Annotated in this window: 27 protein-coding genes; 13 read left to right on the top strand and 14 right to left on the bottom strand. The window is 68.0% G+C overall.

Annotated elements, in window-relative coordinates; genetic code table 11:
- On the top strand, positions 1-184 hold a 184-nt coding region (locus VJ655_RS04970; RefSeq protein ID WP_324109955.1), incomplete at its 5' end, for a hypothetical protein.
- A gap of 190 nt (positions 185-374) precedes the next feature.
- On the opposite strand, the gene VJ655_RS04965 is transcribed toward VJ655_RS04970, so the two are convergent.
- Complete coding sequence (locus tag VJ655_RS04965; protein ID WP_324109954.1) at positions 375-536, bottom strand: hypothetical protein; 162 nt, start codon at positions 534-536, stop codon at positions 375-377.
- 226 nt (positions 537-762) lie between these two features.
- Between VJ655_RS04965 and purL the strand changes: the two genes are divergently transcribed.
- Complete coding sequence (gene purL, locus VJ655_RS04960; protein WP_324109953.1) at positions 763-2970, top strand: phosphoribosylformylglycinamidine synthase subunit PurL; 2208 nt, start codon at positions 763-765, stop codon at positions 2968-2970.
- Positions 2971-2986: 16 nt separating this feature from the next.
- Positions 2987-3340 (top strand): hypothetical protein, encoded by a 354-nt coding sequence (locus VJ655_RS04955; protein WP_324109952.1) that lies wholly within the window; start codon positions 2987-2989, stop codon positions 3338-3340.
- Positions 3341-3367: 27 nt separating this feature from the next.
- Here VJ655_RS04955 and VJ655_RS04950 read toward each other — a convergent pair whose 3' ends face one another.
- Positions 3368-4303: a M20/M25/M40 family metallo-hydrolase gene (locus VJ655_RS04950; RefSeq protein ID WP_324109957.1), complete on the bottom strand. Its 936-nt coding sequence runs from the start codon at positions 4301-4303 to the stop codon at positions 3368-3370.
- Between the two features lie 129 nt (positions 4304-4432).
- Here VJ655_RS04950 and VJ655_RS04945 point away from each other — a divergent pair, with 129 nt between their 5' ends.
- From VJ655_RS04945 to VJ655_RS04930, 4 genes are all read left to right on the top strand, one after another.
- The gene (locus VJ655_RS04945) at positions 4433-4669 is read left to right on the top strand and encodes a BolA family transcriptional regulator (protein ID WP_324109951.1); all 237 of its coding nucleotides are present in this window, start codon (positions 4433-4435) and stop codon (positions 4667-4669) included.
- Positions 4670-4677: 8 nt separating this feature from the next.
- A complete protein-coding gene (locus VJ655_RS04940) occupies positions 4678-5565 on the top strand; it encodes a hypothetical protein (protein WP_324109950.1) in 888 nt (295 codons plus the stop codon).
- A 64-nt stretch (positions 5566-5629) separates the two neighbouring features.
- The gene (grxD, locus tag VJ655_RS04935; protein ID WP_324109949.1) at positions 5630-5971 is read left to right on the top strand and encodes a Grx4 family monothiol glutaredoxin; all 342 of its coding nucleotides are present in this window, start codon (positions 5630-5632) and stop codon (positions 5969-5971) included.
- 73 nt (positions 5972-6044) lie between these two features.
- Positions 6045-6461: a thioesterase family protein gene (locus VJ655_RS04930; protein ID WP_324109948.1), complete on the top strand. Its 417-nt coding sequence runs from the start codon at positions 6045-6047 to the stop codon at positions 6459-6461.
- Here the strand turns inward: VJ655_RS04930 and VJ655_RS04925 are convergent.
- From VJ655_RS04925 to VJ655_RS04880, 10 genes are all read right to left on the bottom strand, one after another.
- Entirely contained in the window at positions 6458-6589 is a 132-nt protein-coding gene (locus VJ655_RS04925; protein WP_324109947.1) for a hypothetical protein, read from the bottom strand. The genes VJ655_RS04930 and VJ655_RS04925 overlap by 4 nt on opposite strands.
- A 79-nt stretch (positions 6590-6668) precedes the next feature.
- The gene (locus tag VJ655_RS04920) at positions 6669-6998 is read right to left on the bottom strand and encodes a hypothetical protein (RefSeq protein ID WP_324109946.1); all 330 of its coding nucleotides are present in this window, start codon (positions 6996-6998) and stop codon (positions 6669-6671) included.
- A gap of 129 nt (positions 6999-7127) precedes the next feature.
- Positions 7128-8078 carry a zinc metalloprotease HtpX gene (gene htpX / locus VJ655_RS04915; protein ID WP_324109945.1) on the bottom strand — a complete coding sequence of 317 codons (951 nt, stop codon included), beginning with the start codon at positions 8076-8078 and terminating at the stop codon, positions 7128-7130.
- A gap of 11 nt (positions 8079-8089) precedes the next feature.
- The gene (locus VJ655_RS04910; RefSeq protein WP_324109944.1) at positions 8090-8404 is read right to left on the bottom strand and encodes a zf-TFIIB domain-containing protein; all 315 of its coding nucleotides are present in this window, start codon (positions 8402-8404) and stop codon (positions 8090-8092) included.
- A gap of 296 nt (positions 8405-8700) precedes the next feature.
- On the bottom strand, positions 8701-9318 hold the full coding sequence (rpsD, locus tag VJ655_RS04905; RefSeq protein WP_172263139.1) for a 30S ribosomal protein S4: 618 nt from the start codon (positions 9316-9318) through the stop codon (positions 8701-8703).
- 158 nt (positions 9319-9476) lie between these two features.
- Positions 9477-10325, bottom strand: a complete 849-nt coding sequence (gene fghA / locus VJ655_RS04900) for an S-formylglutathione hydrolase (protein WP_324109943.1) — start codon at positions 10323-10325, stop codon at positions 9477-9479.
- 133 nt (positions 10326-10458) lie between these two features.
- Positions 10459-11568, bottom strand: a complete 1110-nt coding sequence (locus tag VJ655_RS04895) for an S-(hydroxymethyl)glutathione dehydrogenase/class III alcohol dehydrogenase (RefSeq protein WP_324109942.1) — start codon at positions 11566-11568, stop codon at positions 10459-10461.
- Positions 11569-11635: 67 nt separating this feature from the next.
- Positions 11636-12919 (bottom strand): DUF1254 domain-containing protein, encoded by a 1284-nt coding sequence (locus VJ655_RS04890; RefSeq protein ID WP_324109941.1) that lies wholly within the window; start codon positions 12917-12919, stop codon positions 11636-11638.
- A 147-nt stretch (positions 12920-13066) separates the two neighbouring features.
- Positions 13067-13474 (bottom strand): host attachment protein, encoded by a 408-nt coding sequence (locus VJ655_RS04885; protein ID WP_324109940.1) that lies wholly within the window; start codon positions 13472-13474, stop codon positions 13067-13069.
- Between the two features lie 65 nt (positions 13475-13539).
- Positions 13540-14397, bottom strand: coding sequence for an RNA methyltransferase (locus tag VJ655_RS04880; protein ID WP_324109939.1), 858 nt, complete (start codon positions 14395-14397; stop codon positions 13540-13542).
- 76 nt (positions 14398-14473) lie between these two features.
- Between VJ655_RS04880 and VJ655_RS04875 the strand changes: the two genes are divergently transcribed.
- Positions 14474-15469, top strand: coding sequence for a serine hydrolase (locus VJ655_RS04875; protein WP_324109938.1), 996 nt, complete (start codon positions 14474-14476; stop codon positions 15467-15469).
- A gap of 3 nt (positions 15470-15472) precedes the next feature.
- Here the strand turns inward: VJ655_RS04875 and VJ655_RS04870 are convergent, their stop codons facing one another.
- A complete protein-coding gene (locus tag VJ655_RS04870) occupies positions 15473-17899 on the bottom strand; it encodes an ATP-binding protein (RefSeq protein WP_324109956.1) in 2427 nt (808 codons plus the stop codon).
- Between the two features lie 351 nt (positions 17900-18250).
- Here VJ655_RS04870 and VJ655_RS04865 point away from each other — a divergent pair, with 351 nt between their 5' ends.
- Entirely contained in the window at positions 18251-19465 is a 1215-nt protein-coding gene (locus VJ655_RS04865; RefSeq protein WP_324109937.1) for an NADP-dependent isocitrate dehydrogenase, read from the top strand.
- Between the two features lie 58 nt (positions 19466-19523).
- Here the strand turns inward: VJ655_RS04865 and VJ655_RS04860 are convergent, their stop codons facing one another.
- On the bottom strand, positions 19524-20120 hold the full coding sequence (locus VJ655_RS04860; protein ID WP_324109936.1) for a CAP domain-containing protein: 597 nt from the start codon (positions 20118-20120) through the stop codon (positions 19524-19526).
- A gap of 180 nt (positions 20121-20300) precedes the next feature.
- Between VJ655_RS04860 and VJ655_RS04855 the strand changes: the two genes are divergently transcribed.
- The 4 genes from VJ655_RS04855 to VJ655_RS04840 all read left to right on the top strand — a co-directional run.
- Complete coding sequence (locus tag VJ655_RS04855) at positions 20301-20879, top strand: DUF2939 domain-containing protein (RefSeq protein ID WP_324109935.1); 579 nt, start codon at positions 20301-20303, stop codon at positions 20877-20879.
- Positions 20880-20903: 24 nt separating this feature from the next.
- On the top strand, positions 20904-21848 hold the full coding sequence (locus tag VJ655_RS04850; protein WP_414646940.1) for an AEC family transporter: 945 nt from the start codon (positions 20904-20906) through the stop codon (positions 21846-21848).
- Positions 21849-21926: 78 nt separating this feature from the next.
- On the top strand, positions 21927-24014 hold the full coding sequence (locus VJ655_RS04845; RefSeq protein ID WP_324109933.1) for a TonB-dependent siderophore receptor: 2088 nt from the start codon (positions 21927-21929) through the stop codon (positions 24012-24014).
- Between the two features lie 93 nt (positions 24015-24107).
- Positions 24108-24727 (top strand): PepSY-associated TM helix domain-containing protein (locus tag VJ655_RS04840; RefSeq protein WP_324109932.1); only part of this gene is annotated, 620 nt, incomplete at its 3' end.

Below are 24727 nucleotides of genomic sequence, written 5' to 3'. Positions count from 1 at the left end.
GGGTCACCGGATCATGGTGCAGGTCCAGTCCAGCTGGTTCCCGCTCTACGACCGCAACCCGCAGACCTTCGTGCCGAACATCTTCTTCGCCAAGCCCAGCGACTACGTGAAGGCGACGCAGCGGGTGTTCCACGCCGGCGATGCCGCCAGCTTCATCGAACTGCCGGTGGTGGACACGAAGTAAGGGCATGCCTCCCAATCCTCCCCCTCTCGGGGGAGGTGTCGGCTCGAAGAGACGACGGAGGGGGAAGAGGCAAGCTCACCAGCACTTCCCCCTCCGGCGCTTCGCGCCACCTCCCCTGCTGGGGGGACGATTACAGACGAAAAAGGCCGGCGGTGACCGCCGGCCTTCCCCCTACGGAGAGTCGTGGACGTCAGCGCTCGCCGCGCCGTTCCAGGTCGTCCTGATTGGCCTGACCGCCCGGATTGCGGCCCTGCTCGTTCTGACGCTGACCGCCCTGTTGCTGCTGCTGGCCGGGCGCTCGGCGTTGCTGGTCTTGCTGTTGCTGCTGTGGATTGCGGTTCTGTTCAGCCATCGGGCTTCTCCTTGGTTCACAGCGCGCTCGTGACGCACGAGAAGAAAACGAACGCGGAGTCCGCCCGTTCCTCCGGCCAAGCCGCCTTAATTCCAGCTAAGCTCAAGGATTTTCAGGGCTTTCCGGCCATGAAGACGCCAGGGACGGTCGCAACGCTTCCGTCTCTCGACGAAGAAGTCCCCTCACCTGTGGCGGAATCCCGGGGACCGGGTTAGAAGGCGCGCCCATGAGCACGCCCCAAAAGCCCATGGCCGATCTGGCCGCCGAGTTCGGCCTGAAACCCGCCGAATATGACGTCGTCCTGCAGCGCCTGGGCCGAGAGCCCAACCTGGTGGAGCTGGGCGTCTTCTCGGTGATGTGGTCCGAGCACTGCTCGTACAAGTCCTCGAAGAACCAGCTGAAGAAGTTCCCGATCAGCGGCCCACGCGTGATCTGCGGTCCCGGCGAGAACGCCGGCGTGATCGACATCGGCGACGGCGACGCGATCATCTTCAAGATGGAGAGCCACAACCACCCGTCCTACATCGAGCCCTACCAGGGCGCGGCGACGGGCGTGGGTGGCATCATGCGCGACGTCTTCACGATGGGCGCGCGGCCGATCGCTCTTCTGAACGCCCTGCGCTTCGGCGATCCCGAGCATCCCAAGACCAAGCGCCTGGTCGACGGCGTGGTCGCCGGCATCGCCGGCTACGGCAACTGCGTGGGCGTGCCGACCGTCGCCGGCGAGACCAACTTCCACAAGGGCTATAACGGCAACATCCTGGTCAACGCCATGTGCGTGGGCCTGGCCAAGGCCGACAGCATCTTCTACTCGGCCGCCCCCGGCCCGGGCCTGGCGGTCGTCTATTTCGGCTCCAAGACCGGCCGCGACGGCATCCATGGCGCGACCATGTCCTCCACCGAGTTCTCGGAGGACAGCGAGGAAAAGCGCCCCACCGTCCAAGTCGGCGACCCCTTCGCCGAGAAGCTCTTGATCGAGGCGACGCTCGAGCTGATGGCCACCGGCGCGGTCGCCGCCATCCAGGACATGGGCGCGGCGGGCCTGACCTCCTCGTCGGTCGAGATGGCCGGCAAGGGCGGCGTCGGCATCGAGCTGAACATGGACATGGTTCCGCAGCGCGAGACCGGCATGTCGGCCTACGAGATGATGCTGTCGGAAAGCCAGGAACGCATGCTGGCGGTCCTGAAGCCCGGCCGCGAGCAGGACGGCCACGCCATCTTCGAGAAGTGGGGCCTGGACGCCGCCGTCATCGGCTACACCACCGACACCGGCCGCCTGGTGCTGAAGCACCACGGCGAGACGGTCTGCGACGTGCCGCTGGCGCCGTTGTTCGACGACGCGCCGTTGTATGACCGCCCCTGGGTTCAGCCCAAGCTGGACGCCCGCCTCGACCCCGGCAAGATCCCCGCCCCGATCGACTGGAACCAGGCGGTTCTGAAGATCGTCGGCTGCCCCGACATGGCCTCCAAGCGCTGGCTGTGGGAGCAGTACGACCGTCACGTCATGGCCGACACCCTGGAAGACAGCGCCACCGGCTGCGACGCCGGCATCGTGCGCATTCACGGCACCGGCAAGGCCATCGCCGTCACCAGCGACTGCACCCCGCGCTACGTCCAGGCCGACCCGTACGAGGGCGGCAAGCAGGCCGTCGCCGAGGCTTGGCGTAACCTGACGGCCGCCGGCGCCCTGCCGATCGCCATCACCGACAATCTGAACTTCGGCAGCCCCGAGAAGCCCGAGACCATGGGCCAGATCGTGCGCGCCACGGACGGCATGGCCGAGGCCTGCCGCGTCCTGGACTTCCCGGTCGTGTCAGGGAACGTGTCGCTCTACAACGAGACCAACGGCGTCGCCATTCCGCCGACCCCGACCGTCGGCGCCGTGGGCCTGCTCGAGGACTACGACCTGCGCACCGACTTCTCCGGCGTCGCCGAGGGCGACACGCTGGTCCTGATCGGCGAGACGCATGGCGAGCTGGGCGCCTCGATCTATCTGCGCGAGATCCTGGGCCGTGAGGATGGCGCTCCGCCGCCGGTCGACCTCGCCGTCGAGCGCAAGAACGGCGACTTCGTACGCGGCCTGATCGCCTCGGGCCTAGTGGCTGGCGTCCACGACCTGTCGGACGGCGGCCTGCTGGTCGCGGCGGCCGACGTGGCCCTGGCCAGCAAGGTGGGTGTCACGCTGAACGCCACCAGCAACGCCCACGCCCACCCGTATCTGCTGGGCGAGGACCAGGCCCGCTACCTGATCGCCACGCCCGATCCCGACGCCGTGCTCGACGCGGCCAAGGCGGCCGGCGTGCATGCGATCGTCGCGGGCGTCGCCGGCGGCGAGGTCTTCGCCTCGCCGGGCCTGTTCAGCATCCCGCTCGACACCCTGCGCTCGGCCCACGAGGCCTGGCTGCCGGGCTACATGAACACGCCGAAGGCCTGACCGGAGAGCTCCCGACATGCGCATCCCGGCCCTGATCACGACCGCCGCTCTGCTCCTGGCCGCCTGTGCGCCCACGGCCGCGCCGACGCCCGCTCCGCCGTCAGCGCAGACCCAGGCCAGCGCCTGCTCGGCCCAGGGCGGCTCGATCCAGCCGGTGGGCAGAGCCCAGATCCCGACCTGCGTCGTCCCCTACGCCGACGGGGGCAAGGCCTGCGCCGACAAGAGCGACTGCCAAGGCCAATGCGTTCTGGAAGGCAATCTCGAGCCGCAAGGCCCCGTCACCGGCGCCTGCCAGAAGACTAACCGCCAGTTCGGTTGCTACGCCCGGGTCGTGAACGGCAAGGCGACGGCCGCGATCTGCGTCGACTGACGGCCCGCGCCAGGCGTGACGGGCGATCTATCGCCCTGACGCCTTGGCCACGTCGTCCAGGTCCTGCTCGAACGCCTGGCTGGCCTTCACGACGGTCGCCACCGAACGCTTGAAGAAGTCCTGCGGCAGGGTCGCGAAGTCGTCGGTCGGCTTGTGGTACTCTGGGTGGTCCTCGACCCCGAAATAGACCCACGGCACGCCCTTCTCGCCGAAGGCGAAGTGGTCCGACTGGTTGGTCCAGTTGTTCTCCTTGCCGTCCGCGTCGGTGTCGTGGCCCAGCTTCAGGCTGACCGGCGCGGTCGTCGCCAACTTGACCAGGATCGGCTTCAGGTACGGGAAGGGCGCGGTCCCGGAGACGTAGAGCTCGTTCTTCGGGTTCTTGCCGAGCATGTCGAAATTGATGTCCAGCGCGATGGTCTCCAGGGGAACCGGCGGCGCGGCGACGAAAGCGCGGGCGCCGCGCAGGCCGCTCTCCTCGGCGTCAACCACCGCGAAGATCACGTCATGCCTGGGCGGCCTCGCCTTGAAGGCCTCGGCCACGGCCAGCAGGCCCGCCACGCCCGAGGCGTTGTCGTCGGCCCCGTTGTAGATCTCGCCGTTCCGAACGCCCAGGTGGTCGTAATGGGCCGAGACGACCATCGCCTTGCCGTCCTTCACGCCCTTGATGCGCGCGATCAGATTGACGCCCTGGACGGTGGATCCGTCACGCTTGGTGAAGCTGAACGGCTGCTCGAACCGCTCGCCGACCGGCGAGACGCCGATCTCCGCGAACCGCGAGAGGATATAGGCGCGCGCCTTCTCCGCGCCCTGCGCGCCCGGCGCGCGGCCCTGCATGTCGTCGGCCGACAGGATGCGAACGTCGTCGAGCGCCTTGTCGCCGGGGCCGGCGAAGGCTGGTGAGGCGCCAAGACCAAGCAGGGCGATGGCGGCGAACGCCGCGAGAGAATGGCGAGAAAGCTGGATCATGCGCCGTACATGCCGTGCGCCGGGCGGCGAATTCAATTAAATCTCGTTCTCATCGATAGGCCGGCCGTACGTCCGTTCTTAAGGAATTCCGGCCACACACAGTTTCGCAGACCGGAGTTCTCCGCCGTGCCCATGTCCCACGCCGACCTCGAAGCGCGCCTCACCGCGGCCTTTCCAGACTCCGAGATCGTGCTGACCGATCTGGCCGGCGACAACGATCATTGGAAGGCGCGTATCGTCTCGCCGGCCTTCAAGGGCCTGCCGCGCGTGCGCCAGCACCAGTTGGTCAACAAGGCCCTGGCCGACGTGCTGGGCGGAACGCTGCACGCTCTGGCGCTCGAAACCGCCGCCCCGGCCGACTAAAGGCCGCCATGCGACACCGTCCCTTCGGAAGCTCGGGCGCGACGGTCTCGGCCTTGAGCCTGCGCCTGTCCGGAACCTCGCGGCTGCGGGCCGCAGAATGGCGGGCCTTGGTGACGACGGCGCTCGAGGCCGGCGTCAACAGCTTCCAGATCGATGGCGCATCACCCGACCTGCTGCGCGGCGCGAAAGAAGCCTTCGCCTCGGTTGAGCGGCGCCTGTTGTTCGTGACCTGGCGGCTGCGCGGCGACGCCGCCTTCCTGAAGACCACAGGCCTTGAACCCCTGCTCGACTTGGCCTTCGAGGGCCTGGGCCTGGACAGTGTCGACCTGGTCCTGATCAACGATCCCCAAGAACCGCGCCTGCCCGCCGCGTTCGAGGCGGGGCTGCGCGCGCTACGCCAGAACCATGCCGTGCGAGGGCTCGGGATCGCCAGCCGTGGCGAGATCGATCCGCGACTGCTGGACAACGATCTGCTGATCGCCGTCTCCTCGCCCTTCAACCTGTCCTCCGGCTGGTCCGAGCGCCATCGAATCCGCGAAACCACGCGAAGCGACCTGGCGGTGATCGGCGAGGATTTCTGGCCGCAGGCCCTGCGCGACGGCGGTGAGAGCCTGCCCAGACCCTCGCTCTGGCGGCGGCGCACCGATCCCCTGGCCGGCGTCGGAGGCTACGATTTCCTGCGCGACACGCCGGGCTGGAGCGGCGAGGAGATCTGTCTTGCCTACGCCCTGACCGAACCCTCCCTGGCGTCGGTGCTGATCACCACCGATCGGCGCGCGGATGTCGAGCGTCTGGCCGCCGTGGTCGAGCGCGATTTGCCCAACGGCGTCTGCGCCCAGATCGAAATGGCGCGCTTCTCGGCCCAGGAACGCGAAAAGGCCGTGGGCCGGGCTTGATCCTCGCACTTGACCCTGGGACCCAGGGCGCCTAGCTGAGGACTTCCGCCAAGGACCCATCTCCATGACCGACGTCGCCTCCTCCCCCGCCATCGACTTCATCGCCAAGACCATCGCCGAGCATCCGGTCGTGGTGTTCATGAAGGGCGTGCCGGACCAGCCGCGCTGCGGCTTCTCGTCGGTCGTCGTGCAGATTCTCGATCACCTGGGCGTCGAGTTCGTCGGCGTCGACGTCCTGCAGGACGACGATCTGCGCCAGGGCATCAAGACCTTCACCGACTGGCCGACCATCCCGCAGCTCTATGTGAAGGGCGAGTTCGTCGGCGGCAGCGACATCATCCGCGAGATGTTCCAGTCGGGCGAACTGAAGACCTTCCTGGCCGAGCAGGGCGTCATCGCCGCGTGAGCCCGCAGGCGAAGTGCGTAGCGGTTCGCCGCCCCGGGGGCTCACCCTCCAAAAAGAACGCGCGGCGACGCGCGTGAAGCTGTTTGAGCCGCCGGCCGACGCCTTCTCCCTGAGCTTCGAACCCAAGGCGTCGGACATCGACGCCAATGGCCACGTCAACAACGTGGTCTACCTGGCCTGGGCTCAGGACCTGGCCATCGCCCATTGGGAAGCCTGGGCGACGCCAGAACAGCGCGCGCCCTGGAGCTGGATCGCGCGCCGCCACGAGATCGACTACCGCCGCGAACTGCTGCCGAGCGAGACCGCCACCGGCTACACCTGGGTCGGCGAGCTGAAGGGACCGCGCTTCGAGCGCTATGTCCGCATAGACGGCCCCGACGGCGAGATGTGCGCCCAGAGCCGCACCGACTGGGTTCTGATCGACACCGCCGCCAAGCGCCCGGCGCGCGTTCTTCCCTGGATGGTCGAGCGGTTCACGCCGAAGGGCTAGGACCCAGGCTTGTAGATCCGCATTACGCGAAATCCCCCGCATTGCGAGCAGGTCCCCAGCGTATAGCTGGTTCCGAACGCGCCGTAGCGGACGCCGCCGACCGAGGCCAGCGACACTGGATCTTCCACGCTCGGGACTCCCGGGCGATGTTCTGGGCGACGCCATCGACCGCCTTGCGCACCTTGTCGAACATGTCGCGTCTCCCCTTCAAGGCCTGACCGGTGCGATCGGATTGGCGATGACGATGCGCTCGCCAGACTTCAAACCCAGTTCCTTATGACTGAACACCAGCGCGGCCCGAGACGTCGCGCCCCGGCAGGTCTCCAGCCGTCTCCGCGCGAAGGCCACCACCGCCCGGCCGGCGACCCGATCGACCCTGAACACGAAATCGGCGCGGTTCGCGCACCCTTTTGTGGATACCATGATCGTCAGCGCGCCCCGCTGCGTCGTGACTGACAACAGCGGCTCCAGCTCGGGCCAGGTCTCTCCGGGAACGATCGCGGGCGTGGTCGCGCAGCCGGCGACCACGAGCGCCACGCCGGTCGATAGGAAACCCCTTCGCGAAGGTCCGCTCGTCATCGCGAGGAAGATCACCCGTCGCTGGCCGGCTGACCAGCCGTGGAATGATCATTCTTTCACGGCGCGATCAAAACGCGGCGGCGAAGATCACCCCCAGGGACCGGCCTTGCGACCAGGACCGCTGGGGCGAACGGCCTGCTCCGAGATCGGAACCGCCGCGCGCCGCCCGCCCCGCCCCACGCCCAGGCGCATCAACGCCTCGACGCGGTTGTGGGTCGCGGGGTGGGTCGAGAACAGGTTGTCCGCGCCGCGCCCGGCCAGCGGGTTGATGATGAACATGTGGGCCGTCGCCGGATTGCGCTCGGCCTGGACGTTCTCATAACCGCCCCGGGCGTAGGCCTCGATCTTCTCCAGCGCCCGCGCCAGGGCCTCGGGATCGCCACCGATCGCCGCGCCGATGCGGTCGGCCTCGTACTCGCGCGAACGGCTGATGGCCATCTGCACCAGCATGGCCGCGATCGGCGCCAGGATGGCGATCAGGATCGCGCCGATCATGCCGCCCAGGCCCGAATTGCCCTCCTCGTCGCGCGAGCCGCCGAAGAAGAAGGCGAAGTTGGCCAAGGCCGAGATCGCGCCGGCGATGGTCGCCGTCACGGTCATGGTCAGGGTGTCGCGGTTCTTCACGTGCGCCAGTTCGTGGGCCATCACGCCCCGGATCTCGTCGCGGGTCAGCAGGGAGAGCAGGCCGGTGGTGGCGGCGACCGCCGCATGGGCCGGATCACGCCCCGTGGCGAAGGCGTTGGGCTGGGCGCTGTCGATGATCGTGACGCGCGGCCGCGGCAGGCCAGCCTTGGCCGCCATCTCGACCACGTCGGTCACATAGTTGCGGATCAGCGGTTCGGGATGGCTCTCGTCGACCTCCTGCGCTCCGTAGGTCCGCAGCACGATCTTGTCGGCGTTCCAGTACGAGAAGGCGTTCATCGCCACGGCCAGGGCCAGGGCGATCGCCATGCCGGTCGGGCCGCCGATCAGGTAGCCGGCGCCGGCGAACAGGGCCGTCAGGCCCGCGAGCAGAATGTAGGTCTTGAAGTGGTTCATCGGTCTGATCGTCAGTCGAATATGTCGAAAAGGTCGAAGCGCTTTTTCTTGTGGTGACCATACGTCCCCTGGCGGCGGTGACGGTCGTCATCGTCGTCGTGGCGCTTTCGATGGTCGACGTGGTCGTGATGGTGATCGGGACGGCTGTAGGGGCGCGGCTGGGCATAGACGGCCTGCGTCTCCTCGCGCTCCAGGGCCATCAGCTTCTCCAGTTCGCCCCGGTCCAGCCAGATCCCTCTGCAGCGCGGGCACATGTCGAACTCGACACCGGCGCGCTGCACGGCCTGCATGGAGCCGTCGCAGTTGGGGCACATCAGAAGCGGCATTCAAGAACCTCCGGTCCAAAAGGATGGATCGGGTGTCCTCGATGGAGGCGGCGCCTTTGGGGAGGGGGGCATAGGCGGCCGGACCCAGAACATCGAGAACACCCGATGCGGTCCGACATCACGAGCGCTTGCAACGCTCGCCAGAGGGGCCCGGTCCCGCCCGACTAAGCTGGGATCGGCGGCGAACGGTTTCAAGGGGGCTTGGCCCCTTAAGGAGGCCATCCGCTAAGAGCGGCCACAAAAAAGGCCCCGGAGCGATCCGGGGCCTTTTCCGTATTTCTGTTCGGATCCGACGCTTACGAAGCGTAGAATTCGACGACCAGGTTCGGTTCCATCTTCACCGGATACGGAACTTCCGACAGTTCCGGAGCGCGGACGAAGGTGGCCGACAGGCCCTTGGCGTCGACCGAGACATACTCGGCGAAGTCACGCTCGTTCGAGGCGACGGCTTCCAGGACCAGGGCCATGTTGCGCGACTTTTCGCGGACCGCGATCACGTCGCCCGGCTTGCAGCGGTACGACGGGATGTTCACGCGCTTGCCGTTCACGGTCACGTGGCCGTGGTTCACGAACTGGCGGGCGGCGAACACGGTCGGCACGAACTTGGCGCGATAGACGATGGCGTCCAGGCGCGACTCGAGCAGCGAGATCAGGTTCTCCGAGGTGTTGCCCTTGCGGCGGGCGGCTTCCTCGTAGGTGCGCGAGAATTGCTTCTCGGTCAGGTTGCCGTAGTAGCCCTTCAGCTTTTGCTTGGCGCGCAGCTGCAGGCCGAAGTCCGAAACCTTCTGCTTGCGGCGTTGGCCGTGCTGGCCGGGGCCGTACGAGCGCTGGTTGACCGGGGACTTGGGACGGCCCCACAGGTTTTCACCCATACGGCGGTCGATCTTGTACTTGGCGCTATGGCGCTTGGACATAAGTCACTCTTCTATTCGATCCGGGCCGGCTCCCCTCGAGAGAGGTGCGATTTCAACGGCGGCTTCGGGTCAATCCGTCATGCGATATTCGCGCCGTCCGGCGAGCCGGCGGCGTGAAGGGGTGGCTTATGCCGAAGGGGCATAACGGAGTCAATGTCTCAGAGCCGCCCCGCGTGAAACGCCACATGCTCGCCGATAAAGGTCGTGATGAAGAAGTAGCTGTGGTCGTAGCCTTCCTGGCGGCGGACCGTGACCTTGCGGCCGGCCTTGGCGGCGGCGGCTTCGATCAGCTCGGGCTTGAGCTGGCTTTCCAGGAAGTTGTCGGCCAGGCCCTGGTCGATCAAGATCTCGTCAAACGCGGCCCCTGCCCCGCCCTCGATCAGAGCGCAGGCGTCATAGGCCCGCCAGGCGGCGCGGTCGGGGCCGAGATAGGCCGTCAACGCCTTGTCGCCCCACGGGCAGTTCAGCGGCGAGACGATCGGCGAGAAGGCGCTGACCGACTTGAAGAGCTCGGGATGCTTCAGGGCGATGGTCAGGGCGCCATGGCCGCCCATCGAGTGGCCGAAGATCCCCTTGCGCGCGCCGTCCAGCGGGAACGCGCCCTCGACCGCCGCCAGCAGGTCGCCGGTGACATAGGAGTGCATCATGAAGTGCGGCGCCCACGGCGCCTGGGTGGCGTCGACATAGAAGCCCGCCCCTTGCCCCAGGTCGTAGGCCGGATCGTCGGCCACCCCTTCCCCACGCGGTGAAGTGTCCGGCGCGACGATGGCGATCCCGTGCTTGGCGGCGTGCTCGTAGACGCCCGACTTCACCGTGAAGTTGTCCTCGGTGCAGGTCAGGCCGGATAGCCAGACGAGATAGGGGAACGGCCCCGCCCCGCCATTCTTGTTCTTATCAGGCGTCCACACCGTGAACTTCATCGGCGTGCCAGTGCTGACGCTGTCGTGCTTGCAGTAGCGCAGGGTTCCGCCGTGGACGCGGTGGGTGGAGAGGGTTTCGACGGTCATTCGCAATCTCCTCCCCTCCCCCTTGCGGGGAGGGGCTGGGGGTGTGGATGTCAGCGCGGCCATCGCCGAGCCGACACTCCCAATCCGTCCGCTTCGCGGCCACCTTTCCCGCAAGGGGGAAAGGAACTCGACTTTAGAACGTCACCACCGTCCGGATGCTCTCGCCGGCGTGCATCAGATCAAAAGCCTTGTTGATCTCTTCCAGCGGCAGGACGTGGGTGATCATTGGGTCGATCTGGATCTTGCCGTCCATGTACCAGTCGACGATCTTGGGCGTGTCGGTTCGGCCGCGCGCGCCGCCGAAGGCCGTACCGCGCCAGACGCGGCCGGTGACCAGTTGGAACGGACGGGTGGAGATCTCCTTGCCCGCCTCGGCCACGCCGATGATGACGCTCTCGCCCCAGCCGCGATGGCAGGCTTCCAGCGCCTGGCGCATGACCGTGGTGTTGCCCGTGGCGTCGAAGGTGTAGTCCGCGCCGCCATCGGTCAGGGCCACCAGATGCGCGACCAGGTCGCCCTGCACGTCCTTGGGATTGACGAAGTGGGTCATGCCGAACTTGCGGCCCCACTCCTCGCGGGCCGGATTGAGGTCGACGCCGACGATCATGTTGGCGCCCACCAGCTTCAGGCCCTGGATGACGTTGAGGCCGATGCCGCCCAGGCCGAAGACGATGGCGTTGGCGCCCGGCTCGACCTTGGCGGTGTTGGTCACCGCGCCCACGCCCGTGGTCACGCCGCAGCCGCAGTAGCAGGCGGTCTTGAACGGCGCGTCGCGGCGGATCTTGGCGACGGCGATCTCGGGCAGGACCGTGTAGTTCGAGAAGGTCGAGCAGCCCATGTAGTGGTAGATCGGCTGGCCCTTGTACGAGAAGCGGCTGGTGCCGTCCGGCATCAGGCCCTTGCCCTGGGTGGCGCGGATCGCCGTGCAAAGATTGGTCTTGCCCGACAGGCAGCTTTTGCACTGGCGGCATTCTGGCGTGTAGAGCGGGATCACGTGGTCCCCGACCGCCACCGAGGTGACGCCCGCGCCGACCTCGACCACCACGCCCGCGCCCTCGTGGCCCAGGATCGAGGGGAAGATCCCCTCGCTGTCGAAACCATCCAGCGTATAGGCGTCGGTGTGGCAGACGCCGGTGGCCTTGATCTCGACCATCACCTCGCCGGCCTTGGGTCCTTCCAGGTCGACCTCGACGATCTCCAGCGGCTTCTTGGCTTCGAAGGCGACGGCGGCGCGGGTCTTCATCGAGGGATCTCCATCAGAGCGAGTCGGCGCGAATGTGCCGCCCCGGACGGCGCGGGTCGAGCCCCGATCAGGCTTTCACGACGGGCGAGAAGCGGAAGCGGCCGTCCAGCAGTTCCGGCCTGGGCAGATAGGCGCGCAGATACAGGGCGAATGGGCCGGACTTGGGCGCCGGCAGCCAGTTGGCGCTTCTGTCGCCGCCCGGATCGGCCCGGCCGATCCAGATGTCCAGCGCGCCGTCGGCGTTGCGCTTCAGCCCCGGCGTGCGGTCGCCGATCGTGTAGCGCCCGAGCGGATTGTCGGTGAAGAAGAACTGGCCGTCGGCCGTGGCCTCGTACATCGACAGCGACCAGAAGCCGTCCAGCGGCAGGTGCGCGGGGAGGCTCAGCCGATAGAGGCCGTCGCCGGTGAAATTGCCCGCCCCATCGTCGCCGGCGGCCTTCATGTACATGGCCTCGGCGACCGGCAGCGCGCCCAGCCCCTGCAGCGCGACGATGGCGCGATACAGGTAGTCCTGGCCGTAGTCGCCCAGATTGGGGCGCGGATAGGACCAGCCGTTCACAAAGGTCTGCCGTCCCTTGGCGAGAACGGTGATCGCCCGGGCCTCGTCGACCCCGGCCGCAGCGGCGGCGGCGTCATAGGGGCCGGCGCCCAGGAACGGCGCCGTGCGGCCCAGGACCCGCAGGTCGGTCGGCGGCGGCGGATCGCTGGCCAACAGGGCCCGCGCGGACGCGAAATAGGCCTCGGGCGCGGCGTCGCGCGCGGCGTAGGCGGCGGGCGCGACGCCCGCGGGTCCCTTCAGGTCGAACCCATCCTGGGCCTTGTGCGCGGCGGCCATGTCCTCGCCGCCGTCGGTGAGCACGCGGATCAACAGCCAGGCGTGCGGCGTGGCGATGCGGGTCGGATTGGGGCCCATCGCCCCCTGGCCCGGTCCGACCAGGGTGAAGGTCCCGCCCTCGCCGCCGATCGTCCGCGTTCCCAGCACCACGTTGTTATTGGTGAACATGTCCATCACCGCCACCGAATAGTAGCGCTTTCCCAAGGGCGGGATGGTCAGGGTCGCCGATCCCCTGGTGAGGTCCAGGAAGGCCCAGGAATAGAGGGTGTCGTTGTTGGGCGTCGTGACCCGGCGGGACGTGTGGTCCGCCAGGGCGCGCGTATGGTCGATCCTGTTGACCGCCGCGCCGGGCGCCCCGAGCATCCGCGCGCGGGTGGTCGCCATCTCGATCAGCGGCAGGGCGTAGAGATAAGCGTCGCGGGCCGCCGTGGCGTCCGCCGGTGTGGCGGCGCGCGCCGCGAGGCCCGGCGCTAGACCCAGCATGCCGGCCGTGACCAGCAACTCCCGACGATTCATGGCGCTTCTCCCCAAGAGCGTTTTGACCAACGCTTGTTGGAGACAAGTTAGAACGCGTTTCGCCAAACTGTAAGCGGCTTGGCGACACGCGCTCTGGTCCGGAACCTTTTCGCCCGTCCCAGTCCAAGCGACCGGTCGGAAAGAACCCTAGCCCTCGCGCCGAGCGCCGTGCACCACGTCGGCCAGGGTCATGATCGTGGCGTCGACCCGCTCGTGCGGATCGGTTCCGACCACCTTGCCCACCAGAGAATTGGGCAGTTCGTGGCGCAGATGGCCCAGGGCCCGCGGCGGGGCGATCAGGATCAGGTCGTCGATGGCATGGTCGCGGACGATGGCTTCCAGACGCTGGGCCAGGTCCTTGACGAAGGCGTGCTCGGCCCGGTCGTGGGGGTCGCCTTCGTGCGGGACGGGGCCGCGCGAATGGGCGTGGTGCTCCTTCAATCCGGCCAGCCATTCGGGCCGGTCGTGCAGCGGACCATCGATCCGGGGCTGTTCCAGAAGGCGCGCGCGGTGGCCGTCGGCCACTACGACCAGGGTTTTTGCATCAGGATTCATGGCGACACTCCATCGCGGTACACAGTGCAAACTGCACGCCGTCTGAGGGCCGCCCATGATGTGGATCAATCCTCGCCCGGATCAACCTCCTGTTTTGCCGCCGGAGGCGTCGCCTGCAGGGCCTTCTGGGCGGCCAGCTTGGCGAGCACCCGCCCCCGCCCCTTGCTCAGGGCCGTGATCACGCCGCGGAAGGTGCGGACCTCCTGGTCGGTCAGACGAGCGCGGGCCAACGGAACGCGCAGATTGCGCACCATCGAGGGCTTCTTTTCCGGCGGATGGTAGAAGCCGGCCTTGTCCAGCTCATCCTCGAGGTGCTCGTAGAGGCCCAGCAAGGTCGCCTGGTCGGCGGGCTCCTCGACATTGAGTTCGAACTTCTTCCAGGGCCGATCGTCCTGGGTCATCTTCCATTCGTAGGCGTTGATCGACACAGCCTGGGCAAGGTTCAGCGAGCGGAACCGCTCGTCGATCGGGATCGACACGATGGCCTGGCACAGCGCGATGTCGTGCGTCTCCAGGCCCGCGCGTTCCCCCCCGAACAACAGGCCGACCGCGCGGCCCTGCGCGACCTCCTCGGCCAGGTGGCCGGCGCTCTCGCGCGGAGTGTAGACCGGCAGGCGCGTCTCGCGCGGTCGCGCCGTGGTGGCGTAGACCAGCTTCAAGTCGCCGATCGCCGCCTCCAGGCTGTCGAACACCTTGGCCTCGTCCAGCGGCCAGTTAGCGCCCGAGGCGCTGGCCCAGGCGCGTTCTTGCGGCCAGCCATCGCGCGGCCGGACCAGGCGCAAGTCCGACAGGCCGAAATTGGCCATCACCCGCGCCACCGCGCCAATGTTCTCGGCCAGCTGGGGTTCGTTCAGGATCACGCACGGCGGGAGCGCCTTGAGCGGAAGGGCGTGCGTCGGGGCGGGCGGATTTTCGTCGGTCATCACCCCCTTTGCCGCCGACAGCGCGCCGGATGCAAGAGGCGTGGCAGCCGAACCGCCACGGCCGCGTTTAGCGGGGATGTTCCGCCGCGCCGTCCTGACCGCCCTCGCCGTCCTTCCCCTGCTGGCCGCCTGTGGCGAAAAGCCGATGCTGGGCCAGGAAGAGCCCGCGATACAGCCCAAGCCCCTGCAGAAAAAGATCGAGGCCATCGCCACTCGCGCTTCGCCGGCCGCGCTAGGCGTCGCGGTCGAGGATCTCGCCACGCGGCAACTGTGGGCGTTCAATGGCGACCGCCCCTTCCTTCTGGGCGCGGCGGCCCGGGTTCCGATCCTGGCGGCGGTGACGGCCGAGACCGCCGCCGGACGTCTGGATCCGCGCGAGGCGATCGCGGTGCGCGACGTCGACCTGTCGCCGCCGCCCAGCGCGGTCGCCGACGCCTGGCCGGGACGCCGGACCTACACGGTGGCCGAGCTCGAAAGCCTGGCGCGGACCGGCGACAACACCGCCCTTGACCTCCTGACCAGGAGGATCGGCGGTCCCGGCGCGGTCAACGGATGGCTGGACGTCCAACGTATCAATGCGGTGTCGGTCGATCGCTACCGCCGACAGGTTCTGCCCGACGGCCTCGGTCTGGCCTCCTTCAGGGTCGCCTGGAGGGGAGAGCCGGCCTGGCGGCGGGCGTTGACGACCGTCCCCGCCCGCGATCGCAGCCGCGCGGCGCGCGAGCGTCAGGCCGATCCGCGCGACGCCGCCGCCCCGGTCGGCATGGTCCGGCTGCTGGAAGCCTTCAACAATCGCGAGGTGTTTCCCACCGCCGACGCGCGCGAGCTGTTGGGGCGCGACCCAGGCTACCTCGCCTCGAGCTTGCCGACAGAGGCCGCGCTCTGGCAGGCGGCCGGCTCCGAGCGCGCGGACCTGGGCGTGACGCCGGAAAGCCATGCCGTGGCCATCGTCGAGCTGAAGGACGGTCGTCGCGTGGCGCTGGCGGTGTTCCTGACCGGCTCGACCGCCACCGTGGCCGAGCGTGAAGCGGTGATCGCGGCGGTCGGCCGGGCGGTGCTGGACGATTTCTGACGCCTACCGCCGCTTGGCCTGCGCCAAGGCCTCCACGAGCTGGGTGGGATGCAGGGGCTTGGCCAGGTGCAGGTCGGCGCCGGCGGCCTCGGCCGCCGCGACGTGGTCTTCCATGGCGTTGGCGGTCAGCATGACCACCAGCATCGGCGGCGCGCCCGAGGCGGCCTCCCGGGCCCGGATGGCGCGGGTGGCGGTCAGGCCGTCCATCACCGGCATCTGCATGTCCATCAGGACGGCGTCGAAATCCTTGGCTTCCAACGCCGCCAGGGCCGCCTCGCCGTCGGCGACCATGGTCAGCTCCACCCCGAACGGCTGCAGGACCACCTCGACGACCTTGCGATTGGTCGGATGGTCTTCGGCGACCAGCACCCGCAGGCCTTCCAGGGAAACCGCCACCTTGGCCTCATCGGCTTCAGGGACAGGGACCTCCGCGCTGCGAGGCAGGGGCAACCGGACCTCGAAGCGGGCGCCATGACCCGGCGTGGCCTCCGCGTCGATCCGCCCGCCCATCATCTCGGCCAGCGCCGCGCTGATCGAGAGGCCAAGCCCCGTGCCGCCGAACTGGCGCGTAATCGACTGGTCGGCCTGGACGAAGCGCTTGAACAGGCGATCGCGCACCGCCGCGTCGAAACCGACCCCGGTGTCGCACACCGTGAACCGCAGATCCTCACCCACGCGATCGACCTCCAGCGCCACCTCGCCCTCGGTGGTGAACTTCACCGCGTTGGCCAGGAGGTTGGACAGGATCTGGCTGATGCGGCCGGCGTCGCCCTCGTAGGTTCCGGCCGCGTCCGGCGCGACCGACCAGCGGAAGGTCAGCGCCTTGACCTCCGCGGCGGCCGCGTGCAGTTCGGCCATGCCGCGCACGAGTTGGATCAGATCGAAGGGCGCCGGCGTCAGCTGGAACTCGCCCGCCTCGATCTTGGAGACGTCCAGAATGTCGCCAAGCACCTTTTCCAGCAGTCGTCCGGACGACGACACCAGGGCGGCCAGCTCGCGGCGGACGGACGGGTCCTCCTCCTTGGCCAGCCGGTCGCCGATGGCGATGACGCCGTTCAGGGGCGTGCGGAGTTCGTGGCTCATATTGGCCAGGAAGACAGACTTGGCCTGATTGGCCCGCTCCAGCTCGACGGTGCGCTCGGCCACGCGCTCCTCCAGCGAGCGAAGCAGCTCCTCGTTGCGCTCCCTCTGGCTTCTCAGCGCCCGCGCCAGGGCGCCGATCTCATCGTCACGGGCCTCGATGCGCTCCGCGGCGGCCGGATCGCCCAGGCGCTGAGCTTCCGCCAGCGAATGCAGGGGCGCGGCCACCATCTGGTCGGTCAGCCGGTACAGCAACAGCACCTGGGCCGCGACGCCGATGAACCCGAACAGCAGCACCCAGGAGGCGGTCTTCAGCGACGACCAGACGATGTCCCCCGACGGGAAGGTCATCAGGAACCACCAGCCCGGCTCCACCAGGCGTCCATAGGCCACCAGCCGGTCGCCTCTGGGCGAAAGCACCGTTCCCACGTCCCGCTTCTGCGCGCGAATACGCTCGACCAGGCCCTTCAGGTGGTTGTCGGCCTCGAACTTGCGCAGCGCGCCTACGTCGACCACGCCGTTTCGGGCCAGGCCTTGGGCGGCGACCAGTTCGCCATCGTCCGCGACGATCAGGTTGCGCCCGCCCGGCAGGGCGTCGCCGACCGCCCGCAGGAGGTAGGAGTCGAGGGACAGGCTGGAGCCGAACGCGCCCATGAACCGGCCCTGGTAGTAGAAGGGCGTCATGCAGGCGGCGTTGAGACCTCGCCCCGACGGATCGGAAATCAGTCGCCGCAGCCGCGTGCATTTCATGACGTGCTGCGGATTGTTCCCCGGCAAGGTCAGGAGCGTCATCTCCTCCTTTTCGATGTTCAGGTCCGGCGGCGCGTCGCGACGATAGAACATCAGCTTGTCGGCTCGGCGCGGGCCGAACATCACCAGCCGCGTCTCGGGCGTGAAGAAATAGAAGTTGTCGTAGTGGCGGATCTGGGCCTCGCCCGTCGCGGCCACCACGTCGACCGCCGACACGAACAGCGCCTTTTCGGCGGGAGTCAGCTCTGCGGCGCGCGGCAGATAGGCGCCCACCCCATAGACGTAACGGTCACCGATCCGACCGCCATCGAACAGTTCGGGCGCCGAGCGGCGAGTGCCGTCCCCGTGGTCGGGAAACAGGACGTCGAAGGCCGCCGCGCCGTGGGGATCGGCCGAGGTGGCCAGCCGGCGCGTCAGGGCCTCGCTGGCCGCGTCGTGGACCTTGACCAGGTCCGAGAACAACCGATCCTCGGTCTTGACCCGTTCGCCGACATATTCCTCCAGGTGGCGGGTCTGGGTGTCGGCCGCGCTCTTGCGCACGAACACGAAGGCCGTCGCCGTGGCGACGCCCGTGACCGCGATGGACAGGATCGCCACCATGGTCAGCAACCGCCGCGCCAACGGCGTAGTGACTTCAGCGTTGGTCCCTGGACTGCCGTTCAAGTCCGCCCCCCGCGACGGTCGCCTCCGCGCCGTCTTCGCCAAAATCCGAAGGCCAAAATCCGAAAACATGGCGGCCGTCCGCCCGCCCCTACTCTACGCTTGGCGTCCACGCCCCCCGCGACGCCATCCTCAAAACCGAAGGCTCTAAAACCGAACTTGACCGCGAGGTTCCACCGATCGGCTTTTCCGCCGCGACGCAACAGTCTATAGCCTCCCGGTCCGCGCCGCTTCCTGGCCCTGTGCGCCAGATCGCCACAGGCGCGCCACCGCCAGAGGAACAGCCCCGCTATGGCCAAGATCAAAGTCGCCAACCCCGTCGTCGACATGGACGGGGACGAAATGACCCGGATCATCTGGAAGCTCATCAAGGATAAGCTGATCTTCCCGTACCTGGACCTGGAACTGGACTACTACGACCTGTCGGTCGAGAACCGCGACGCCACCAACGACCAGGTGACGATCGACGCCGCCGAAGCCACCAAGAAGCACGGCGTGGCCGTCAAGTGCGCCACCATCACGCCGGACGAAGCCCGCGTGAAGGAATTCAATCTCAAGAAGATGTGGAAGTCGCCGAATGGCACGATCCGCAACATCCTGGGCGGGGTGATCTTCCGCGAACCGATCATCTGCCAGAACGTGCCGCGCCTGGTGCCGGGCTGGACCCAGCCGATCATCGTCGGCCGTCACGCGTTCGGCGACCAGTACAAGGCCACGGACTTCCTGTTCCCGGGCAAGGGCACGCTGACGATCAAGTTCGTCGGCGAGGACGGCCAGACGATCGAACACGAAGTGTTCAAGGCCCCGTCGTCGGGCGTCGCCATGGGCATGTACAACCTCGACGAGTCGATCCGCGACTTCGCCCACGCCTCGTTCGCCTACGGCCTGAACCGCAAGTATCCGGTCTATCTGTCCACCAAGAACACGATCCTCAAGGCCTATGACGGTCGCTTCAAGGACATCTTCCAGGAGATCTACGACGCCGAATACGCCGACAAGTTCAAGGCCCTGGGCATCCACTACGAGCACCGCCTGATCGACGACATGGTCGCCTCGGCGCTGAAGTGGTCGGGCGGCTACGTCTGGGCCTGCAAGAACTACGACGGCGACGTGCAGTCGGACATCGTCGCCCAGGGCTTCGGCTCGCTGGGCCTGATGACCTCGGTGCTGATGACGCCGGACGGCAAGACGGTGGAAGCCGAGGCCGCCCACGGCACCGTCACCCGTCACTACCGCCAGCACCAGAAGGGCGAGAGCACCTCGACCAACTCGATCGCCTCGATCTTCGCCTGGACCCGTGGCCTGGCCCACCGCGCCAAGCTGGACAACAACACCGAGCTGGCCAACTTCGCCGCCACCCTCGAGAAAGTCTGCGTCGACACCGTCGAGAGCGGCTATATGACCAAGGACCTGGCCCTGCTGGTCGGCGACAAGCAAGGCTGGCTGACCACCGAAGGTTTCCTCGACAAGATCGACGAGAACCTGAAGAAGGCCATGGCCGCCTAAGCTTTCCGCCCGACGGAAACAAGAACAGCGCCCCGGAGGTCAGTCTCCGGGGCGTTTTTCATTCGGCCCGTCCGCGATCCATAAGCGCGCCGGCGAAGTCGATCACGCACATTGAGCCCCACTGGCGGTGCGCGCCGCAGGCCACCCCAGCGGCGCTGTATCCCGTCGAAAAGATGTTGCGCCGGTGACCGCGTCCGGCGACCCGGCTGTCGATGATCAGCTGTCGCACCACCGCGCGCGCGTCGTCGTAGCCGTAGGAGATGTTCTCCGCGCTCAGGCCGGCATAGATCCCATTCTCGCGTAGGCGCCGGCCGAGGCTTCCAGCGGCGCCATGGCCCACCTCGCCTCGCGCGCCCTGGCCTTCGGCGTGTTCGCGGGCGGCGGCGTCCAGGCGGCGATCCCCCTTCAACGGCGGGAGGGGCTGCTGGCGTTCGAGAAAGTCCAGCGCTTCCTCGACCGCGCCGGGCTCCTCCTGTTCGAACATCCAGTCGGGCGCGCGACGCAGTTCCCGGGCGTAGGCGGCTGGATTGGCCCGCACGTAGTTGAGCTCGGCCAGCACCGCGCCATCGAGATCGTCGGCCAGGACCAGGGTGGGGGCGAGAAGCGCAGCCGCGACGGCTGCGGCGCGGACAAGCGCCACGGGACGGCACAACATGTGTCGTGACTCTCGATACAGATACGTCCCTCAAATCGCTGATATCAGCGTTCATCCCGCCGCGCGACGGACGGGTTGTCGCGGTCGTCGAAAAGCCGCGCGGCGAGGCGCCCAGGACACGGCTCACCCTTGCGGCCACGGCGAAGACTGGTCTATGCCGCCTTGACCTCCGGAGGCGGCATGACCCTGCAGAAGCGGATCTGGGACCTCATCGTGCTGGCGATCTTCGTGTTCGCCGCCGCGTTCGTCTCCGCGCCGTGGTTCGCGTTCCGCGCCCTGAAGGCGGCGGCGCAGTACGAGGACGTGCAGGCGATCGGCGAGTTGGTCGACTTTCCGGCCGTCCGCCGCAGCCTGACCGCCCAGTTGGTCGTCGACGCGCCCGCCGCCAGGCCCGAAGCGCCCTCGCTCTGGCGCGATCCCCTGGGCGTCTTCAAGAAGGCCATCGAGCCGATCGCGCCCCCCGAGCCCAAGGTTGAACGCTACCTGACCGTCGCCGGATTCTGGGCGCTGACGCGCGGCTATGCGCCAGGCCGGGCGCCAGCGTCCCCGCCCCTCGACGGATCGGCGAGCGACAAGCTCAAGGACTCGGTCAAGGGCCCCCAGCCGGGCATCGACTATTGGGACCCCAATCGCGTGCGCATCTCGGTCAAGCGTCCGGGCGTGCGCGGCAGGGTCACCGTCTTCACGTTCGAACGCAGGGCGCTGTTCACCTGGAAGCTGGTGCACATCCGCTTGCCGGCCGACGAGCGCCAGGGCTGACGCCCGTATCCGAGGTTTTCCTTGATCCCTCTCGTCGCCGATGTCGTGGCCAGGGTCTGGCCGTTCTTTCTGCTGGTCGGCGCCGGCCTGGTCATGACGCGCCTTCGCCTGCTGGACGCGCGTCAGGCTCAGGGCCTGTCGGCCTATGTCTACTGGATCGGCTTCCCCGCCCTTCTGGTCCATTCGCTTTCCCGCCTGGGGCGGCCGGGGCATGACTTGATGGCGGGACTCGCGGCCTATGCGGTCGTCGGCCTGGCCCTGATGGCGGTGGTCGTGGCCGTGGGCCGGATCCTGGGCTGGAGCAAGGCCGAGCGGGCCGGCGCGGCCATGGCGTCCGGCGTCGGCAACAGCGCCTTCCTTGCCCTGCCGATCACCGCCGCGGTCATGGGGGCCGAAGCCGCGCGGCTGGCCGCCGGCGTGGTCGCGGTCGACTTCGTGGTCCTGTCCGCCGCCGGGGTGGGCCTGCTAGGCTGGGCGGCCGGTCGTTCGATCTGGCGCTCGGCGCTGCAGGCCTTCCGCAATCCCGTCGTCGCCGCGGCTCTGACCGGCGTCGCCCTGGCGCTGCTGGAGCTGCGTCTGCCAGCCCCTCTGGACCGCGCTGTCGGGATGGCCGCCGCCTCGGGCAGCCCCGTCGGCCTGGTCGCGCTGGGCGCGGCCCTGGGGCTGCGCGAGACCGAGAACGACACCACGCCCGCCGCCGGGCCAGTCGTCGCGGCGACGCTGGCCAAGCTCTTGGCGCTTCCCCTGCTGACATGGCTGGCGATCGGCCTTACGCCGGCTCCCGCCGCCTTCCGCGCCGGCGCGACCCTGCTGGCGGCCGCGCCGACCGCGGTCAACGTGTTCATCCAGACCCGCGCCTATGGCGTCTTCGCCCGAGGCGCGGCGCGCACGGTCGCCCTGACCACCGCCGTTTCCCTGATCACCCTGGCGCTCGCCGCCCTGCTGCTGGTCCCGCTCGCCCACCCTTAAGGCGCTCGCGGGTTTGACAGCGGTTTGCCCGCCCCTTAGACGCTATTGCGACTCATTATCGTTCGCATAGAGGTCTTCATGTCTCCCACGTTCCGCGCCCTCCTGCTCGCCGGCGCCGCCCTGACCCTCGCCAGTGCGTCCAGCCTGGCGGTCGCCGCCGAGAACGACGCGGGCGACGCCGAAGCCAATCAGGTGGAGCGCGTGGTGATCACCGGCGCGCGGACACGCACCTCCGCCGTGACCGGCCTGGACATGAGCCTGCGCGAGACCCCGCAATCGGTGACCCTGGTCAACCAGGAGCGGATCAAGGACTTCGCCCTGACCGACGTGAACCAGCTGCTGGCCCAGATCACCGGGATCAATGTCGAGAAGGTCGAAACCGACCGGACCTATTACAACTCCCGCGGCTTCGACATCACCAACTTCCAGGTCGACGGCGTGGGCCTGCCGTTGATCTGGGGCATCCAGTTCGGCGACCTCGATACGGTGCTGTTCGACCATGTCGAGGCCGTGCGCGGCGCCAACAGCATGATGACCGGCACGGGCAATCCCTCGGCGACGATCAACTATGTGCGCAAGCGGCCGACCAACACCTTTCGAGCTTCGGGCGCGCTGCAGTACGGCTCCTGGAACGACTATCGGCTGGAGGCCGACGTCTCGGGCCCGCTGAACGCCTCGGGCACGCTGGCCGGCCGGCTGATCTACGCCAACGAGGACAAGGACAGCTACCTCGACCACTACCAGGTGAACCGCAACGTCTACGGCGCCCTGCTGGCCTGGGACGCCACGCCGAAGCTGACGGCCACCGTCGGCTGGTCGATGCAGGACAACCGTTCGCGCGGCAACAATTGGGGCGCCCTGCCCCTGACCTATAGCGACGGGACGCGGGTCGACTATCCGCGCTCGGCCTCGACCTCGGCCGACTGGACGCACTGGAACGTGCGCGACCAGACCGGCTTCGCCGAACTGGCCTGGCGCTTCGACAACGGGTGGCAATTCAAGACGATCGGCACGCTCAAGCGCTTCGAGGAGAACGCCAAGCTGCTCTACGCCTACGGCGCGCCGGACAAGGCCACGGGCCTGGGCGTGAAGGGCATGGCCGGCGTCTATCCGTCGATCTACGAAAGCGCCATTCTGGACGCCTACGCCTCGGGCCCCTTCCAGTTGTTCGGGCGTACGCATCAGCTGGTGGTGGGCGGCCAGGTCTCGCGCTCGCACGGGCACGAGTATGAGGACTTCTCGACCGAGACGATCGTCTACGGGCCTGTCACCGATTGGGGCCACATCCAACCGGCCGAGCCGAGCTTTCCCGGCGCCTATCTGGCCGCCGACCAGATCGACCGCCTGGGCCGTTTCTACGCCGCCGCCCACCTGAACGTCACGGATCGGCTGAAGGTCGTCGGCGGCTTCAACGCCCTGTGGCTGAAGTCGAAGGGCTTCTCGTACGGCGCCGACCAGGCCCGCGACGCCAGCAAGGTCAGCCCCTATGTCGGCGCGGTCTATGACCTGAACGACAACGTCTCGCTCTATGCGAACTACACCGACATCTTTAATCCGCAGGCCGAGGTCGACGTCACGCACAGCAAGCTCGATCCGGCCCACGGCAAGAGCTACGAGGCCGGTTTCAAGAGCGAGTGGTTCGACAAGCGCCTCTACCTGACCGGCGCGGTCTTCACGTCCCGCCAGGCCAACCTGGCCGAGTTCGCCGGGACCTTCGAGGACGGCAAGAGCTACTACGCCGGGGTCGACACCAAGGCGACGGGCTACGAGTTGGAGGCCGTCGGCGCGATCAACGACCAATGGCGCGTCAGCCTGGGCTGGACCGACCTGTCGATCAAGAACGAGGACGGGAACAAGGCCCGCGTCTACCTGCCGCGCAAGACGCTGAAGGCTTCGACCAGCTACACCATTCCCTCGGTCCGCAATCTGACCTTGGGCGCCCAGCTGCGGTGGCAAGACGACATCCAGAGCCAGGACGCCCTGCTCACCCAGAAAGCCTATGGTGTGCTCGACCTGATGGCCGGGATCGACGTGACCGACAAGGTGCGCGCCACGCTCAACGTCAAGAACGCCACCGACAAGACCTATCTGACCAGCCTGATGTGGAGCCAGTCCTACTACGCCGCGCCGCGCAGCGTGTCGGTCCGGCTGGACTACGCGTTCTAGGGCCGGGCGATGGACGCGCGCACCCCGCCCTCTCTCGCAGGAAAGGCTCGCCGGCCAGCCCCCCGGCCGGCGCTAAGGCCTTTTCTGGGCTTTTTGCACCGATGGGGCGGCCTGGCGATCGCCGGCTTCCTGTTCGTCTCGGGCGTGACGGGGGCGATCATCTCGTGGGATCACGAGCTGGACGACCTGCTCAATCCCCACCTGACCCACGCGCGGACCACCGGCCCAAGCCTGCCGCCGCTGGACCTGGCCAGGCGAATCGAGGCTCGGGACCCGCGCGTCCAGGTCACCTATATCCCCCTGACGCCCGAGCCGGGCGAGGCCTACGCCTTCGGGGTCGAGCCGAGGCGGAACCCCGCGACCGGCAAGCTGTTCGAGCCCGGCTACAACCAGGTCTTCGTCGATCCGGCCACGGGCGCCGAACAGGGCCGCCGCCAGTGGGGCGCGGCCTGGCCGATCACCAGCGAGACCTTCGTCTCGTTTCTCTACGTGCTGCACTACAGCCTGCACATCCCGGCCATGTGGGGGATCGATCGCTGGGGAATATGGCTGATGGGGATCGTCGCCGTCCTTTGGACGCTCGACTGCTTCGTCGGCTTCTATTTGACCCTGCCGTCCCGCGCATCGGCCCAAGGCCGGAATGGCGGGAGCGGCAAGAGCTTCTGGAGCCGCTGGAAACCGGCCTGGCAGATCAAGACCAAGGCCAGCGCCTA

The sequence above is a fragment of the Caulobacter sp. genome (genome assembly GCF_035254145.1).
GTDB lineage: Bacteria > Pseudomonadota > Alphaproteobacteria > Caulobacterales > Caulobacteraceae > Caulobacter.
The sequence above is the reverse complement of the archived record's forward strand: the minus strand, read 5'-3'. Positions and strand labels throughout refer to the sequence as shown.